Annotated in this window: 16 protein-coding genes; 5 read left to right on the top strand and 11 right to left on the bottom strand. The window is 61.9% G+C overall.

Annotated features, from left to right (window positions below):
• Window positions 1-77: 77 nt before the first annotated feature.
• The 3 genes from CKW29_RS00115 to CKW29_RS00105 are packed head-to-tail and all read left to right on the top strand — an operon-like array spanning window position 78 to window position 5568.
• The gene (locus CKW29_RS00115; protein ID WP_095147633.1) at window positions 78-1322 is read left to right on the top strand and encodes an exonuclease SbcCD subunit D C-terminal domain-containing protein; all 1245 of its coding nucleotides are present in this window, start codon (window positions 78-80) and stop codon (window positions 1320-1322) included.
• Window positions 1319-4960 (top strand): AAA family ATPase, encoded by a 3642-nt coding sequence (locus tag CKW29_RS00110; RefSeq protein WP_095147632.1) that lies wholly within the window; start codon window positions 1319-1321, stop codon window positions 4958-4960. Before CKW29_RS00115 ends, CKW29_RS00110 begins: the two co-directional genes overlap by 4 nt.
• The gene (locus tag CKW29_RS00105; RefSeq protein ID WP_095147631.1) at window positions 4957-5568 is read left to right on the top strand and encodes a glutathione S-transferase; all 612 of its coding nucleotides are present in this window, start codon (window positions 4957-4959) and stop codon (window positions 5566-5568) included. The genes CKW29_RS00110 and CKW29_RS00105 overlap by 4 nt, the downstream gene beginning before the upstream one ends.
• A gap of 136 nt (window positions 5569-5704) precedes the next feature.
• On the opposite strand, the gene CKW29_RS25895 is transcribed toward CKW29_RS00105, so the two are convergent.
• The 9 genes from CKW29_RS25895 to CKW29_RS25885 form a co-directional block, all read right to left on the bottom strand.
• The gene (locus CKW29_RS25895) at window positions 5705-5962 is read right to left on the bottom strand and encodes a hypothetical protein (protein WP_095143567.1); all 258 of its coding nucleotides are present in this window, start codon (window positions 5960-5962) and stop codon (window positions 5705-5707) included.
• The gene (locus CKW29_RS00095) at window positions 5959-6171 is read right to left on the bottom strand and encodes a hypothetical protein (protein WP_095147630.1); all 213 of its coding nucleotides are present in this window, start codon (window positions 6169-6171) and stop codon (window positions 5959-5961) included. The genes CKW29_RS25895 and CKW29_RS00095 overlap by 4 nt, the downstream gene beginning before the upstream one ends.
• A gap of 115 nt (window positions 6172-6286) precedes the next feature.
• Window positions 6287-6412, bottom strand: coding sequence for a hypothetical protein (locus CKW29_RS25890; RefSeq protein ID WP_256584804.1), 126 nt, complete (start codon window positions 6410-6412; stop codon window positions 6287-6289).
• A 195-nt stretch (window positions 6413-6607) separates the two neighbouring features.
• A complete protein-coding gene (locus CKW29_RS00090) occupies window positions 6608-6787 on the bottom strand; it encodes a hypothetical protein (RefSeq protein WP_095147629.1) in 180 nt (59 codons plus the stop codon).
• Window positions 6788-6943: 156 nt separating this feature from the next.
• Window positions 6944-8113: a lactonase family protein gene (locus CKW29_RS00085; protein ID WP_095147628.1), complete on the bottom strand. Its 1170-nt coding sequence runs from the start codon at window positions 8111-8113 to the stop codon at window positions 6944-6946.
• On the bottom strand, window positions 8106-8402 hold the full coding sequence (locus CKW29_RS00080; RefSeq protein WP_095147627.1) for a DUF5629 family protein: 297 nt from the start codon (window positions 8400-8402) through the stop codon (window positions 8106-8108). Before CKW29_RS00080 ends, CKW29_RS00085 begins: the two co-directional genes overlap by 8 nt.
• A 155-nt stretch (window positions 8403-8557) precedes the next feature.
• A complete protein-coding gene (locus CKW29_RS00075; protein WP_095147626.1) occupies window positions 8558-10933 on the bottom strand; it encodes an RND family transporter in 2376 nt (791 codons plus the stop codon).
• A 32-nt stretch (window positions 10934-10965) separates the two neighbouring features.
• Complete coding sequence (locus tag CKW29_RS00070; protein ID WP_095147625.1) at window positions 10966-12018, bottom strand: YCF48-related protein; 1053 nt, start codon at window positions 12016-12018, stop codon at window positions 10966-10968.
• 374 nt (window positions 12019-12392) lie between these two features.
• The gene (locus CKW29_RS25885) at window positions 12393-12716 is read right to left on the bottom strand and encodes a hypothetical protein (protein ID WP_095143615.1); all 324 of its coding nucleotides are present in this window, start codon (window positions 12714-12716) and stop codon (window positions 12393-12395) included.
• Between the two features lie 203 nt (window positions 12717-12919).
• On the opposite strand from CKW29_RS25885, the gene CKW29_RS00060 reads away from it, so the two are divergent.
• Both CKW29_RS00060 and CKW29_RS00055 read left to right on the top strand, forming a co-directional pair.
• A complete protein-coding gene (locus CKW29_RS00060) occupies window positions 12920-13603 on the top strand; it encodes a response regulator transcription factor (RefSeq protein ID WP_095143560.1) in 684 nt (227 codons plus the stop codon).
• Window positions 13581-14978, top strand: coding sequence for a HAMP domain-containing sensor histidine kinase (locus CKW29_RS00055; protein WP_095147624.1), 1398 nt, complete (start codon window positions 13581-13583; stop codon window positions 14976-14978). Before CKW29_RS00060 ends, CKW29_RS00055 begins: the two co-directional genes overlap by 23 nt.
• On the opposite strand, the gene CKW29_RS00050 is transcribed toward CKW29_RS00055, so the two are convergent.
• Both CKW29_RS00050 and CKW29_RS00045 read right to left on the bottom strand, forming a co-directional pair.
• Window positions 14968-15183 (bottom strand): hypothetical protein, encoded by a 216-nt coding sequence (locus tag CKW29_RS00050; protein ID WP_095143558.1) that lies wholly within the window; start codon window positions 15181-15183, stop codon window positions 14968-14970. The two genes, CKW29_RS00055 and CKW29_RS00050, sit on opposite strands and share 11 nt — an antisense overlap.
• A 176-nt stretch (window positions 15184-15359) precedes the next feature.
• Window positions 15360-16661, bottom strand: a complete 1302-nt coding sequence (locus CKW29_RS00045) for an ATP-binding protein (RefSeq protein ID WP_095147623.1) — start codon at window positions 16659-16661, stop codon at window positions 15360-15362.
• Between the last annotated feature and the right edge of the window lie 3 nt (window positions 16662-16664).

The following is a 16664-nucleotide window of genomic DNA, read 5'->3' as shown; positions in this document are numbered from 1 at the left end:
GACACCCCCCGTGCAGCAGCCGCCAAGCCGACTGCTGCACGGCCGACTTTTCACTTATCGATTGAGCGGAGTTTGCCTTGCGTCTGTTTCACACCTCCGACTGGCACCTTGGGCAAAACCTGCATGGCCAGGAACGCGACTTCGAACACGCGTGCTTCCTTGAGTGGCTGCTGCGGCAACTGGCGCAGGCACAGCCCGACGTACTGCTGATTGCCGGCGATATCTTCGACACGGTAAACCCGCCGGTCAAAGCCCAGGAACGCCTGTATGACTTCATCGTCAGCGCTCACGAGCAACAACCGGCGCTGACCATCGTGATGATTGCCGGCAACCACGACTCCGGCTCGCGCATCGAGTTGCCCGCGCCGCTGATGCGTCGCTTGCGCACGCACGCGCTGGGCCGGGTCTTGTGGCTGGATGACGGGCAACTGGACGCCGAACGCCTGCTGATTCCACTGCCGGACACCTCGGGTGCCATCGCCGGCTGGTGCCTGGCGCTGCCGTTCCTGCGGCCCGCCGAAGTCACCGGGGCCCACTTGGGCGAGGACTACCTGCGCGGCATCGGCCAGGTGCATGAATGGCTGATCGAGGCCGCCAATGCCAAGCGCCAGCCGGGCCAGGCACTGATCGCCATCAGCCATGCACACATGGCCGGCGGTTCGGTGTCCGAGGACTCCGAACGCAGCCTGATCATCGGCAACGCCGAAGCGTTGCCCGCCAGCCTGTTCGGCCCGAGCATCAGCTACGTCGCCCTGGGCCACCTGCACAAGCCGCAGAAGGTCAACGGCGAGGAGCGCATTCGCTACTGTGGCTCACCGATTCCGCTGTCGTTTTCCGAGATCAATTACCCCCACCAGATTCTCGACATCGCCCTGGAGGGCGAAACACTGGTCAGCGTCGAACCGCGCCTGATCCCCCGGGCCGTGGAACTGCAACGTCTCGGCCCGGCGCCGCTGAGTGAAATCCTCGCTCAACTGGCGCAACTGCCGGACATCGACCTGCTGGCCGACATCCAGCGCCAGCCCTGGCTTGAAGTCCGGGTACGCCTGGACGAACCGCAACCGGACCTGCGCCAGCAAATCGAAACCGCGCTGCAAGGCAAGGCCGTGCGCCTGGTACGCATCGCCGCCGAATACGCAGGTGCCGGTGGGCGGGACGCCAGCGACGACAGCGGCCAGTTGATTGAACTGGATCAACTGACCCCACAGGAACTGTTCAGCCGCGCCTGGCTGGACAACTACGGCAGTGCGGTCGACGAACAGACCCTCAACGACTTTGCCCGGTTGCTGCAGGACGTTCAGCAGGAGTGCGAACAGCCATGAAGATCCTCGCGATCCGCCTGAAGAACCTCGCCTCCCTGGCAGGCCCCTTCGAGATCGACTTCACCGCCGAACCGCTGGCCAGTGCCGGCCTGTTCGCCATCACCGGACCCACCGGCGCCGGCAAAAGCACCTTGCTCGATGCCTTGTGCCTGGCGCTGTTTGGCGCGGTGCCGCGCCTGAACAACACCGGGCGGGATGCCAAGGTGCCGGATGCCGACGGCGAGATTGCCACGGGCGACCCGCGCACCCTGCTGCGACGCGGCACCGGCGAGGGCTATGCCGAGGTGGATTTCCACGGGATCGACGGCCGCCGCTATCGCGCACGCTGGGAAGCCAATCGCGCCCGGGAAAAAGCCAACGGCAAACTGCAGGCCAGCCGCCAGAGCCTGCGCGACCTGGACACCGATCAACTGCTGGCCAGCCAGAAAGGCGAATACAAGAGCCAGCTCGAAGCCGTGCTGGGCCTGAACTTCGAACAGTTCACCCGTGCGGTGATGCTGGCCCAAAGCGAGTTCAGCGCCTTCCTCAAGGCCGATGACAACGACCGCAGCGAGCTGCTGGAAAAGCTCACCGACACCGCGCTCTACACCCGTTTGGGCAAGCGTGCGTTCGACAAGGCCAAGGAAACCCGCGAAGCCCACAAGCTCCTGCAAGACCAGGCCAGCGGGATCACGCCACTGGACCCCGAAGCGCGCGCCGAACTCGACCAACGCTTCAACGACGCCCGACAACAGCTCAGCACCCAACAAGCCCAACTCAAGCAGCTGGAGCAGCAAAACACCTGGCTCAAGGAACTGCAGTCGTTGCAGGACCAGCAACAGGCTGGCGCCGAGCAGCTGCAGCAGGCACAACAGTCATGGGCGGCACAGGCCAGCGAACGCCTGGACCTGACGCGCCTGGAACACCTGGCGCCACAGCGTCACCTGTTTGCCCGACACGCCGAACTCACGGCGCAACTGAGCCCGCTGGCGATGCTGATCCAGCAACACCATCAACAGCACCACGAACGGCAACAGCACCAGGCGCAACTGGAGCAGGCTCTGGAGGCGGCCAACGCCGCGCTGGTCCAGGCCCAGAGCCAGCACAGCAGCAACGCCCCGCTGGTGCGTCAGGCCTTCGAAGAACAGGGCAACCTGGCGCGCCTGAACCAGGCCATCAGCACGGCGGCCGAACTCAAGCACAACGCCGAGGAGGCCAACGCTGACGGCCAGCTGACCATCACCGGGCTGCTGGATCAGCAACAACGGGTGGCCGAACGCCTGGCGAACATGGCCACGCAGTTGGAGAACAGCCTGCACCTGGCACCGGTCAGCGATGCTTGGAACGTTCATCGTGAACGCCTGCAGCAACTGATGCTGGTGGGCAATCGCCTGAAACAGGGCCAGGCCGAACTGCTCGGGCTTGAGCAACGGGCAGCGGACAGCGCCAGGCAACTGGACGAACAGCGCACACAGCTGGAGTTGCTGTACCGCGAGGCCGGGGCGGAACCCGAAGCGGTGGCCGAACAGATTCAGATCCTCGGCAGCCTGCTGCAAGACAACCGCAAACAGCAGCGCGCCATCGAAGAGCTGGCACGGTTGTGGGCCAGCCAGCAGGACCTCGACCATCGCGGCCAAGCCCTGCAACAACGCCTACACACCACGCACAACGAACGCGAGCGCCTGACCCGCGAAGGCGTGCAGGCCAGGGCCGAGCTGACGCTGGCCGAGCAGACTTTGAAGGTCACGCTGGAGCTGTTGGAACGCCAACGCCTGGCGCGCAGTGCCAGCGTCGAAGAGTTGCGCGGGCAATTGCAGGACGATCAGCCGTGCCCGGTCTGTGGCAGCGTCGAGCATCCTTATCATCAGCCCGAAGCCTTGCTGCAAAGCCTGGGTCGGCACGATGAAAGCGAACAGGCCAACGCGCAGAAAGCCGTTGACCGGCTCAAGGAAAAACTCGCCGACCTGCGTACCGAAGTGGGCGGGCGGATTGCTCAGCAAAAAGAACTGCTGCAACAGCAGGAACAACTTGCCACTCAACTGCAGAGCCTGGCGCCCATCCTTGAAGCCCATCCGTTGGCCGCATCCTTGCAGGCCCAGGACGCAGTCAAGCGCGACGCCTGGCTGACGCAACAAAACGCGCAGTTGACACAGAACATCGCCCAGGATGAACAACGGCAAAACGCCCTGCTCACCCTGCAGCAAGACGCTGCGCGCCTGGCGCAACAACTGCAGGCCGCCGAGCACGCTAGCCAACAGGCGGCCCAGCAGCTGACGATCCAGCAGCGCGAGCTGAGCAGCGACAGCCAACGCCTGGAAGAAGAACTCAAGGCCTTCAGCGCCCTGCTCCCGGCCCCCACCCTTGAAGGCTTGCGCAATGAGCCTGCCGCGACCTTCATGCAGCTCGACCAGCAAGTTGCCCAACGCCTGGAGCACCTGGAGCTACAACGCGAAGAGCTCGGCGAGCAGCAGCAACGTCAACAAACCCTCGAGAAAGAACAGGACCGCCAGCTCACGCGCGGCCAACAACTGGAAGCGGCGCAACAGCAATTCAACGCACTCGCCGAGCAACAGCACAGCGCCCGACAGACGCTGGCGCAACTGCTGGGTGAGCAACCAAGCGCCGAACACTGGCAACAGCAGCTCGATCTTGGCGTTGAACAGGCACGCCAGGCGCAAGCCTCAGCCAACCAGCAATTGCAGGAAGTGCGCAACCAACTGATCCAGCTGGCTACCGAGCTGAAAGCCGAGCAACAACGTCAGCAGGCACTGGAAACGGAAAACCTTGAGTCGGGAGGCAAGATAGCCGACTGGCGCGCTCTGCATCCGGAACTGGACGACGCTGGCCTGGAGCACCTGCTGGCGTTCAGCGACGAGCAGCTCAGCCAATTGCGCCAACAGTTGCAACTGAGCGAGAAGGCCGTCGAGCAAGCCAGGGTGCTGCTGCAGGAGCGTGAACAACGCCTGCAAGGCCATCAGGCTCAGCACAATGGCAACCTTGCGCACGAGCAGTTGGCCCAGGCACTGCTTGAGCTTCAGGCCCAGGCTGGCATCAGCGAACAGCTGTGTGCCGAATTGCGCGCGCAGCAAGCCGAGGATCAACGCCGCCAGGAGGCCAATCAGGCGCTGGCGCAGCGCATCAATGAGGCCTACAACGAGTGGCAACGCTGGGCCCGACTCAATGCCCTGATCGGCTCGGCCACTGGTGACACCTTCCGCAAGATCGCCCAGGCCTACAACCTAGACCTGCTGGTGCATCACGCCAACGCCCAGTTGCGCCAACTGGTGCGGCGCTACCGGCTCAAGCGCGGTGGCAGCATGCTCGGCCTGCTGGTGATGGACACCGAGATGGGCGACGAACTGCGCTCGGTGCACTCACTGTCCGGGGGCGAAACCTTCCTCGTCTCGCTGGCACTGGCGCTGGGCCTGGCATCGATGGCCTCGAGCACGCTGAAAATCGAGTCGTTGTTCATCGATGAAGGCTTCGGCAGCCTCGACCCCGAGTCCCTGCAACTGGCGATGGACGCCCTCGACGGCTTGCAGGCGCAAGGCCGCAAAGTCGCGGTGATCTCCCACGTCCAGGAGATGCACGAACGGATTCCGGTGCAGATCCAGGTGCGCCGCCAGGGCAATGGACTCAGTACCCTGGAGGTCAAATGAGCACGCCGACGCTCTACTCCTTCCGCCGCTGCCCCTACGCCATGCGAGCGCGCATGGCCCTGCGTTACAGCGCCGTGGACGTGCAAATCGTCGAGGTCAGCCTCAAGGCCAAGCCGCCGCAGATGCTCGCGCTGTCGAGCAAGGGCACGGTGCCAGTGTTGAGCCTTGATGGCCGGGTGATCGACGAAAGCCTGGAGATCATGCGCTGGGCACTGGACCAGCATGACCCCCAGGACTGGCGGCTCAAGGACAACCCCGCCGCGCAACAGCTGGCGGCGGTGCTGATCGAAGAAAACGATCAGGTGTTCAAGCTGCATCTCAATCGCTACAAGTATGCCGAGCGTTACCCGGAGCACGCGATGGAGCACTACCGCACCGAGGGCGAGGTGTTCTTGCGCACGCTCGACGGGTTGCTGCAACAGCAGCGGTTTTTGCTGGCCGACCATTTGAGCCTGGCGGACGTCGCGCTGGCGCCGTTCATACGCCAATTCGCCCATGTCGACCGTGACTGGTTTGCGCAGACGCCGTATCGGCATCTGCAGGCCTGGCTGGAGGGGATCCTGGCGTCAGCATTGTTCAGCGCGGTGATGGCAAAAAACCCGGGGTAACCCACGCCAACCTTTGTAGGAGGTAGGAGCGAGCGCGCTCGCGAAGGTCGTCAACGATAACGTGTGCAGCCTGACACCCCATGGCGCTCTCAGGTTCATCGCGAGCACGCTCGCTCCTACAACGCGGCATTGAGGGTTAAGCCAGGGCGCTACACATTTTCAGCGACTGGCAATTCACCTGAAACGGCCCCCGAATCGGCGACCTGGATCTGCAGGGAGGATTCCCCGCCAACAATCCCTGCGCCTTGGCCGTTTCGATGTTGCGGGCGATGGTGTGATTGCACTCGATGGCCCGCGCCAGCGAGCCCGCCGAGGCCTGGCCGACGCCAAGCAGTGAAGCACCATTGGTCAAGAATGCCAGGAAGGCCACGACCCAGAGCTTGCGTCCTCTCATAGCACCACCGCTTGCACAACGTCGGTTGAATCAAGGCTTGCGCTGTGGGCGCGATGCTCGAACTGGGTAGAGGGGTATGCGACCTCTACCGGCGCCTGAATGTCCCGTTGCGATTGAGTCGACAGGCTGACGACCAGGACCATGGCCACGTACACACCGATGGCAACGTAGGCGCCGTGCTTGGCAGAAGTAAGAAGGGTGCTGGCCATGGGGTTCTCCGTGGGCATGTTTCAGTGCCCACAGAATCAATCAATCAAGCAGCTATGAATAGTGACCTTTATCCATAGTAGCTATCAGTTAAATTGATCGATCAACTCACGTACGTCAGTCGTGCAACAGGCTCATCAAGCGCTCGCGCGACACTTCAGGCTCGCCTTCGACCAGCTGTGCCGCGGAGAGAATCGGGGTGGAATAGAGAAACAGCAGAACCACAGCCAGACGCATTGCCATGTCGTCGATCCTTGGGAAAGATTGAGTCAATTTATTAGCGTCAAATTTAAACATATAGCCATGTGCCATTACTCGCTTTTTTTTACCTCGACGCCGCGATTTGTCGCAAATGCGTCATGCAGGCGCGACATCACTGTTGTCCGGATACGGATCCAGTGACTTCGCGCCTGCATCCCGTTGGCCGGGGTTGAATTTTCAGTGTTGGATCTTGTGGTCCAGCGCGGCGTAGAAGTTGGCGCTCTGTTGCAGGTACTTCTGGGTGTAGGTGTGGGTGCCGGTTTTTTTCGAGTTGATCTCGACACTGGCACTGGCCGGCAGTGCAACGCTGGCGGAGATGGCGGAAGCGGCGATCACGGAGAAGAGATTGAAATTCATGGCGGTAACCCTCGTATTCAGTTGGCGTGCTTGCCTGTGTAGGCCGTGAAGCAAACGTACGCCCGAGGGTTGTCGCGCTTGAAATCTTTTGTAGCAGTAGCGGATATCACTGCGATTAATAGAACCGTAGAGGCCCCGACAGGCGGGGCCTGCGGTTTACTGATGGAGGAAAAAGCGGATATCGCTGGGAGCGTCGAACGGCACTTTTTGCACGGTTTTGCCCAACAGCCCGGTGTTCACATCCCGTTCAATGACGACGACCTGGTTGCTCTTCTGGTTGGCTACCAGCACAAATCTGCCGCTCGGATCGAGGCTGAACTCACGAGGGTGATCGCCGTCTGCCGCGCGCCGTTGCAGCGCCTTGAGCTCACCGTTGAGCGGGTCGATGGCAAACACCAGCAATTCATTGGCAGTGCCACGGTTGCTGACATACAGGAACTTACCGTCCGTTGATGCATGCAGCGCCGCTGCGGCTTTCCTGGCAGCCGGTTGCCCCGCCGCCAGATCCACCAGCTGACGCTGGGTCAACTGGCCGGCCTGGTAATCGAACACCGCCACTTGCGCACTCATTTCCAGGGTCAGGTATGCGTGCTTGCCATCACCGCTGAACAACAGATGACGGGGCCCGCTACCCGCCGGCAACGACACCGAAGCCGGTGTGGCGGCAATCAGCGGTCGCTGCGGATTGGCCTTGGGGTCGTAGCGGTAGACAAACACCTTGTCGGCCCCCAGGTCACTGGAGAACACGTACTGACCGTCAGGCGACGACACCGTCGAGTGAACGTGAGCCGACATCTGCCGCTCGGGATTGACCCGGCTCGCGGGATGGCTGCTCAGTTGCACGACCGGCTCCAACCGGCCTTCGGCGTTGACCGGCAACACCGCAAGGCTGCCGCCCGGGTCTTCGGCTACCGAGTAATTGCTGACGAACAGATATTGGCCGTCCGCACTCAGGCTTGAATGGGTCGGCTCGTTGCCCAGGCTCTGCACCTGGTTGATCAGGCTCAGTTGACGGGTCTTGGGCTCGATCGAAAAGCTGCTGACCCGCCCTACCGGATCGGCTTGCCCCGGCCCGTTTTCGTTGACCACGAATAGCTGGCGCTGGTCGCTGGACACGGTCAGCCACGACGGGTTGCTACTCTTGACCACCTGCAGGGGGGTGGCATTGAGCTGGCCGCTCTGGCTGTCGAACTGCAGTCGGTAGATGCCTTGACTCTGGCCCTGGGTGTAGCTGCCGACCAACAGGTCATGCAACTCGCCGGGCGCCGCCTGCGCGCTCATCGCCCCCAGGCTGCCGGCCATCAACAATGGCCAGACGTTACGCATCCTCACGCTCGTCGTCTTCGTCGTTAGCACCGCTGAACGCGCTCAGGCACACCAGGCGGTGTTCGCCGGAATCACCGGTGATGGTCCAGCTTTGCAAGGTGCTATCGAATACCGCCGCCTGCACCTGGGCCATGCTGAACACCCAGTGCTTGGCCGCGCGGCCGTCCATGCATTCGATGTGCAACTGATCGTCCTCGTCCAGCGAGAAGTCAAAGGCGTGCAGGCCATCGATTTCCAGCATGTCACAGGTTTCGAGGGCGTTGAGCAGGGTGTCGGTTGCAGCAGTCATGGCGATCAATCTTCAAGTTGAAAGGCGCCATGATAGCCCATCGTCCCGCGTGGGGTGTCAGGTCTACTGCGCCACGCCTTCTCTGCGGATGTTGATCGCTCCAGCAAAAAAAAACCGCAACCCGAAGGTTGCGGCTTTTTCATGTCAGGCGAGGATCAGTGAGCAAACAGCGAGTTGCCCTTCTGCCCGGCCAGTTTCTCCGGCTTGATCAGGAAACGCGCCAGCGCTGGCAGCAGCCACAGTGCGCCGAACATGTTCCACAGCAGCATGAAGGTCAGCATCAGGCCCATGTCGGCCTGGAACTTGATCGCCGAGAAGATCCAGGTGCACACGCCGATGGCCAGGCACAGCCCAGTGAACAGCACCGCTTTACCCGTGGACTTGAGGGTCTGGTAGTAGGCCTCTTGCAGCGGCAGGCCGGCACGCAGGAAGCTTTCCAGGCGGCTGTAGATGTAGATGCCGTAGTCCACGCCAATCCCCACCCCGAGCGCCACCACCGGCAAGGTCGCGACTTTCACGCCGATACCCATGAAGGCCATCAGGGCGTTGCCCAGCACCGAAGTCAACACCAGCGGCAACACGATGCACAAGGTCGCCGCCCAGGAGCGGAAGGTGATCATGCACATGGTGGCCACGCAGATGTACACCAGGATCAGGATGGTCAGTTCCGACTCCTTGATCACCTCATTGGTGGCCGCTTCGATCCCGGCGTTACCGGCCGCGAGGATGAACTCCAGGCCGTCCTTGTTGTTTTCCTGGGCGAACTCCTGCACCGCATGCACCGCGCGGTCGAGGGTCTCGGCCTTGTGATCGTTGAGGAACACCAGCACCGGCGCCAGCGAACAACTGTTGTTGTACAGGCCGTCGGCCCGGGCAATGGAGTTGTTCAGCACATCCGGGTTGCGCGACAGGGTTTCCCATTTCAGGTTGCCCTCGTTCATGCCCTTGATCATCTGCTTGGACACCGTGACCAGCGAGATCGCCGACTGCACGCCCTCGGTGTTCTGCATCTTCCACATCAGCTCGTCGATCGGCGCCATGGCTTCGTAGCGCGAGCAGCCTTCGGACTTGGTCTTGACCATCACCACCAGCACATCGGAACTGGTGGAGTAGTTACTGATGATGAAGTTGTTGTCCTGGTTGTAGCGCGAGTCCGGACGCAGCTCCGGCGCGCCCTGGTCGAGGTCACCGATTTTCAGGTTCTTGCTGTACCAGAGGCCGCCACTAAAGGCGACCAGCGCGATGAGGATCGAGACCGGCGCCACTTTCGAGCTGGCAAAATTCGACAGCAGGCGCCAGAACGGGTGTTCACGGGTCGCGTCTTTTTTGCTGCGTTCGATCGCGCGCTTGCTGATGCCGACATAGGAAATCGCCACGGGCAGCAGGATCAGGTTGGTGAACACAATCACGGCCACACCGATGGAGGCGCCAATGGCCAGCTCGTGGATCACCCCGATGTCGATGATCAGCAAGGTAATGAAACCCACCGCGTCCGCCAGGATTGCAATCATGCCCGGCAGGAACAGCTGACGGAACGTGCGTCGGGCAGCTGTCAGGGCGTTGTCCGCCTCGCTGGACTGCAGGGCGATACCGTTGATTTTCTGTACGCCGTGGGAAATGCCGATGGCGAAAATCAGAAACGGCACCAGCATCGAATACGGGTCCAGACCGAAGCCGAATGCGTGCATCAGGCCCAGCTGCCAGATCACCGCCACCAGGGTCGTACTCAACACCGCCACGGTACTGCGCAGGCAGTTGGTGAACCACAGCAGCAGGAACAGGGTGATGACGAAAGCCACACCGAAGAACATCACCACCATGAGCAGGCCATCGATCAGGTCGCCAACTTTCTTGGCGAAACCGACGATGTGGATCTGGATGTTGGGGTTCTGTTGTTCGAACTTGTTGCGGATCTTGTCTTCAAGCTCATGGGAGAACTTCTGGTAGTCCAGAGCCAGCAGCTTGCCCTGGTCTTCCGGGTCCGGGTAGGACTCCAGCAACGGAATGTCGATGATGCTCGACTTGAAGTCGTTGGACACCAGGCGCCCGACCTGGCCGGACTTGAGCACGTTGTTGCGCAACTGGTCGAGGCTGTCAGTCGAGCCATTGTAGCTCTGCGGGATCACTTCGCCGCCGGCAAAGCCTTCCTCGGTCACTTCGGTCCAGCGTACGCTCGGGCTCCACAGCGACTTGAGGCCCGAACGGTCAACCCCGGAAATGTAGAACACCTCGTCGTGGATCTGACGCAGGGTCTCCATGTATTCCTTGGAGAAGATGTCACCGTTGGTGGCCTCCACGGAAATACGCACCGTGTTGCCCAGGTTCGCCAGGTCGTTGCGGTGCTCCATCATCTTTTCAATGAAGGGGTGCTGCAGCGGGATCATTTTCTCGAAGCTGGTGGACGGCCGGATCAGCGTCGCCTGCCAGAACAGAAAGATACTCACCGCCAGGCAGATGATGATCACCGCCGGGCGATTGTTGAAAATCAGGCGTTCGAGAAACGTCGCCTTGTCTTGATGATGACTGCTCATGGAAATCCTCGCCTTCTTGTTATTTGCCCGGCTTACTTGCTCAGCTCGGCGCCATTTGGCGAAGTGACGCGAACGCCGCCCTGTCCTGCCAGAATCAGATTGCCGTTGCCCGCCGCGGTGACGGCCGAGACGGAAATGCGATCCGGTCGGTTGAACACACTGAAGGTCTGTCCGTCGTCGCTGCTGCGCACCACGCTGCCGCCGTTCCCGACGATCACGATGGAGCCGTCATCGAGCAGGGTGGCGCCCGACAACCCGAACTCGAGCGCACCGCGAGCGGCCTTGAGTTCAACCGGCTCCCAGGTCGTGCCAAAATCGGTGGAGCGGAACAGGTTGCCGCGCAGGCCGTAAGCCAGCAGCGTCGACGGTTGGCGGGTGCCGATCACGCCAAAGAGCGAACCCTCATACGGCCCTTCGACGCGCTCCCAGGTCTGTCCCCAGTCGGCGGAGCGGAACATGCTGCCCTGCTCGCCGACAATGAACAGCCCGGAATCCTTGACCGCGGCGATGGCGTTGAGGTGGTACTGGTCTTCGTTATCGAGGCGGTCACTGGCGTCTTCCCAGTGTTTACCGCCGTCGCTGGTTTCCAGCACTGCACCGTAGGCACCCACGGCAAAGCCGTTGTTGACGTCCTTGAACCAGACGTCGAGCAACGGCGCTTCGCGTTTCAAATCTTCGAATTGCTTGGTCCAGGTGGTGCCGCCGTCTTCACTGGCGAGGATCTGCGCATCGTGCCCCACGGCCCAGCCGTGCTGGTCATCGACGAAGAACACCGAGGTCAACAGCTGGCGCGTCGGCACCTTGGCCTGGGTCCAGGTGACACCCTGGTCATCGGAATAAAGAATGTGCCCGCGATCACCGACCGCGATCAGGCGTTTGCCGGCGTGCACGACATCCAGCATCAAGCCCTTGGCGGACTTGCCGGACTCGATCGAATAGACCGTGTCGACCGCTGGCGTGGCAACCGCCAGCACAGGCGCCGACAACACGGCCGTGCCCAACAGCGAGAGCGCTGTAGCCAGCAACGCGAATCTGCGTAATACCGGCGGGCGGCCAATACCCACACCCATGACAGGCTCACTCATAGACCTTTCCCCCATTATTATTGTTAGGTCATTCAACCTTTCAGGGCGTGCGTCCGATGGCGGATTCGTCGCATAGTGCGCAAACCTGCAATCTAGAGCCCCTTCGGAAGCTGGCCTATCCTATCCAGCTTTCGAAACGTCTGACAATCGACGCCACGTTATCTTTTGTTAACCTGAGAATTAAGGGTAGGCGCTGAATGACAAGACACTCCAAGACGTGATCAAAAACACGCCCATACCACAACATAAAGCATCGGCATACCCAGCAAATGCACCACCACTCAACAGGCCGAGCCTTGGCGAGGGGCCGGACGCTCGGGGCGAAGACCTTCGCTTCCTTACCACGAAGGATGGGTATGCCTTGAACAAGTGGGTTACTTGCGCTTATAGCTTTTGTTACCACTGGGGGTCAGACAATAGACGCCGCCTCTGGGCCCTGTGCAAAAAGCCCCCGTGCCACACTGACAACTCCCATCGCCTTGCAAGAGAGGCTGAGGCCGTGTGCTGCCGGCCTTCTGGCCAAACACCGCCGAGCAGCTCTTTTTCGAGGCGCTGATGGAACCGTCATTGCATAAGAAAATATCGCCGTCACACCGGGCAATACCGCCTTTTTTCCCCGAGCAGGGCTGATTCGCCGCCCACGCCGAGGAAGTGGCAACGCCCAACGAAAGGACCGACGACAGTATCAATAATGGCATCCAGCCACGGCGGGACAGTGCGCGCACCTTGAAGCCTCCAGGCAAGTTATGGCCCGATGATATCAATGTTCGTCGATCACATGAAAAGTCTCGCCGCCATCCGGCAGCGCACCCTCTACCCTGTATGAAAGTTTTTTTAGAAACCTGCCAGGCATTTCTTGGCACACTGGCGCCCATGTTTCATTTTCTTTCAGGCAAACCCCATGACCCGAATCCTGACCATTGAAGACGACGCCGTGACCGCCCGGGAGATCGTGGCCGAGCTGAGTAGCCATGGCCTGGACGTGGACTGGGTGGCCAATGGTCGCGAGGGCCTGGCCCGCGCGGTCAGCGGCGACTATGACCTGATCACCCTGGACCGCATGTTGCCGGAGCTCGACGGGCTGGCCATTGTCACCACCTTGCGCACCATGGGGGTGGCGACGCCGATTCTGATGATCAGCGCCCTGTCCGATGTCGACGAGCGCGTGCGCGGCTTGCGGGCCGGTGGCGACGACTACCTGACCAAACCCTTTGCCACCGATGAAATGGCCGCCCGGGTCGAAGTCCTGCTGCGCCGCCAGACCACCGTCAAGGACGTGCAAACCCTGCTGCGGGTGGCCGACCTGGAACTGAACCTGATCAGCCGCGAAGCCTCCCGTGCCGGACAACTGCTGACGCTGCTGCCCACCGAATACAAGTTGCTGGAATTTCTCCTGCGCAACACCGGGCAGATACTCTCGCGGATGATGATCTTCGAGGAAGTCTGGGGCTATCACTTCGACCCCGGCACCAACCTGATCGATGTACACATCGGACGGCTGCGCAAGAAGATCGACCCACCGGGCCTGCTGCCGCTGATCCGCACCGTGCGAGGCTCGGGTTATGTCATTGCTGAACCCGTCTAAAGGCTGGCGCTCGTCCAGCAGCCGCCTGCTGACGCTCTACAGCGCGCTGTTCGTGGTCTGGAGCGGCTTGCTCATGGGGGTGATGTACTACGAGGTGTCGCACTACCTGGACAACCTGGCCCGGCACTCGATGATGCAGCGCCAGCATCTGTTCTCACGCTTTCACGGCATCCAACTGGATGAAGCGCTGATCGCCAGCACCACCTTCGACCAGCGCGGCGTCGATGCCTACGGCTTGTTCGACGAACAGCAACGGCCCTTGCACGGGCTAATCCGGCAGATTCCGGCGGACCTGCCGCTGGACGGCAAGGTGCACGAACTCGACCGCTGCAGCGAACCGGATGACGCCAGCCTGCCGCCGGACAGCTGCGATGCCGTGGCGACCCGTACCCTGGATGGACGCTGGCTGGTGCTGGCACGCGACAACGGCTCGCTGTTTGCCGTGAACCGGATCATCCTGCATGCACTGCTGTGGGGAGTGTCGCTGACCATCATTCCCGGTATCGCCGGCTGGTACCTGTTGCGCCGTCGCCCGCTACAACGGATTCGTGCCCTGCAGGCCAGCGCCGAAGCCATTGTCGCCGGCAACCTGAATCACCGCTTGCCGCTGTCCAGCCGCCGCGACGAACTGGACATGCTGGCCGCCATCGTCAACGCCATGCTCGAACGCATCGAGCGCCTGGTCAACGAAGTCAAAGGTGTCTGCGACAACATCGCTCACGACCTGCGTACCCCGCTGACCCGCTTGCGCGCCCAGCTCTACCGCATTCAACAACACGCTGCCGAAGGCTCGAGCGAGGCCGCGCAACTGGACCAGGTGATCGCCGAAACCGACACCTTGATGGCGCGCTTTCGCGGCTTGCTGCGCATTTCCGAACTGGAGGACCAGCAACGCCGCTCGGGTTTTGTGCTGTTCGACCCACTGCCGCTGCTGCAGGAACTGCACGACTTTTACCTGCCGCTGGCCGAGGAAGGTCACTTGAGCTTGAGCCTGCAAGCGCCGCAGGACCTGCCGGCGCTGACCGGCGACCGGGCGCTGATGTTCGAGGCCCTGTCGAACCTGCTGAGCAACTCGATCAAGTTCACCCCGGCGGACGGCCAGGTGCGGGTACGGGCGAGCAACAACGCCGGCAGCACGCGCATCGAGGTGCTCGACTCCGGCCCCGGCATTGCGGCGGACAAGCGCGCCGCCGTGTTCCAGCGTTTCTACCGTGTCGACGACACCGCCAAGAACGGCGGTTTCGGCCTGGGCTTATCGATTGTCGCGGCCATCGTCAACCTCCACGGCTTCAGCCTGGACGTGGGCAGCAGCGAACTGGGCGGCGCCCGCCTGACGCTCGATTGCTGCCAGCGTCTACTGCCCGCTACTGAGTGACGCACACCGTTTTGGTGGTCACCCGGGTGACTTCGCCCTCGGCCCGGGCATCGCCCAGCACCTGGGTGTTTTCAGTGCTGCTGCACTCTTTGGTGGGCGGCGCGTGAACCACTACGGGCGGCGGCGGGCTGGCACAACTGCTCAGGGCAGCGGCGCAGAGTCCGAACAACAGGGCGGTGAACGCAGATCTGAACACAGTGTTCATGAGGTAACCTGCCAGTGCGTTGATTGAACCATCAGAGGCCCCGCTCCCGAGGAGCCGGCCTGATCAGTAGAGCCGCGCGGGTTTCTGATAGTTCAGTCGTTGGGCAAGCTGACCGCGTTTATTGATCGTGACCCTGCTTGATCGTGTCCAAGCGATCGGGTCAACAGACCGTCACCTCAGGTGAGGCTCGGTAGCCAGAGCCGGAACCGTGCCCCGCCCAAAGGCGACGCTTCTACCGTCAGCGTACCGGCCTGGGCTTCCAGGGCCCGACGGCTGATGGCCAGGCCGAGGCCGAAGCCGCCGGTGGCGCGGTCGCGGCTGCGGTCCAGGCGGTAGAAGGGTTCGAAGATCCGTTCGCGCTCGTCCTCGGGGATGCCGATGCCGTCGTCGTCGACCCAGATTTCGCAGCCCAGGGCCACGACCTGCACACTGACCTGAATGCGCTTTTCGCAATAGCGCATGGCATTGCGCAGCAGGTTCTGAATGGCCCGAGCTGTCAGGCGCGGGTCGAGACTGAAGCGTTCAAGCTGACCGTGCAGCAACACATCGATGACGATCTGCGGCGACTCCAGTTCATCATCGACGCTGCCCAGGATGCTGTCGATGAACTCGTCCAGCGACACCTCCACCTGCTCCGGCAGGCGCGCCGGGTTTTGCAGCCGGCTGTAGGACAACAACTCCAGCACCAACTCGTCCAGCTCGCGAATGTGCGCCACCAACCCCTGCAAGCGCTCGCGGCTGGCGGCCGGCAAGTCGTCGGACAGGGCCAGGGCCAGGCCAAAATCCAGACGGGTCAGGGGTGTGCGCAGTTCATGGGACACCGCATTGAGCAAGTCACGCTGCTGGTTGAGCAGGTCTTCGATGTCGCCGGCCATGGTGTCGAAGACATGGGCCAGATGGCCGATGTTGGAACTGGCGGTAATCTGGGTGCGCTCGCTCAGGTGGCCCTTGCCGAAGCGTTCGGCGGTATGTTTCAAGCGTTCCAGGTCACGCCAGTGCGGACGCAGCCAGATCAGCAGGCAGGCCAGCAACGCCGCGCCGATCAGCACATTGATGCTCCAGTACAGCAAACTGACGTCTATCGGGTCGGGCGGGACGATCAGTTTCACCGCCAGCTCAGCGTTCAATGGCGCCACCGCCAAGGTGCGCCAGCCCCAGTCCCCCATGCGCACGACCATCTCGCCGCGTTGCAAGCGCTCGCGCTCATGGGCGGTAAAACCGCTGTCGTCAATCCGCGCCACCGCGATCTGCAACGGCCGGAACTGTTGATCCATCTCAGTGGCGAGCGCCGGCCACTGTTCGGGCGGCACACGCTGGAACTGTTGGACGATGAGGTTCTGTATCCCTCGGGAATGGTCGAGGTTGTAACTGGCAAAACGCTCGTGAAAAACCTTGATGACCAGGTCAGGGACCAGATAGATCGCCGCACTGAAGGTGACGATGGTGATCAGGTACAGGCGAATCAGAATGCGCAGCATGGC

The sequence above is a fragment of the Pseudomonas sp. Irchel s3a18 genome, from assembly GCF_900187535.1.
Classification (GTDB): Bacteria; Pseudomonadota; Gammaproteobacteria; order Pseudomonadales; family Pseudomonadaceae; genus Aquipseudomonas.
The sequence above is the reverse complement of the archived record's forward strand: the minus strand, read 5'-3'. Positions and strand labels throughout refer to the sequence as shown.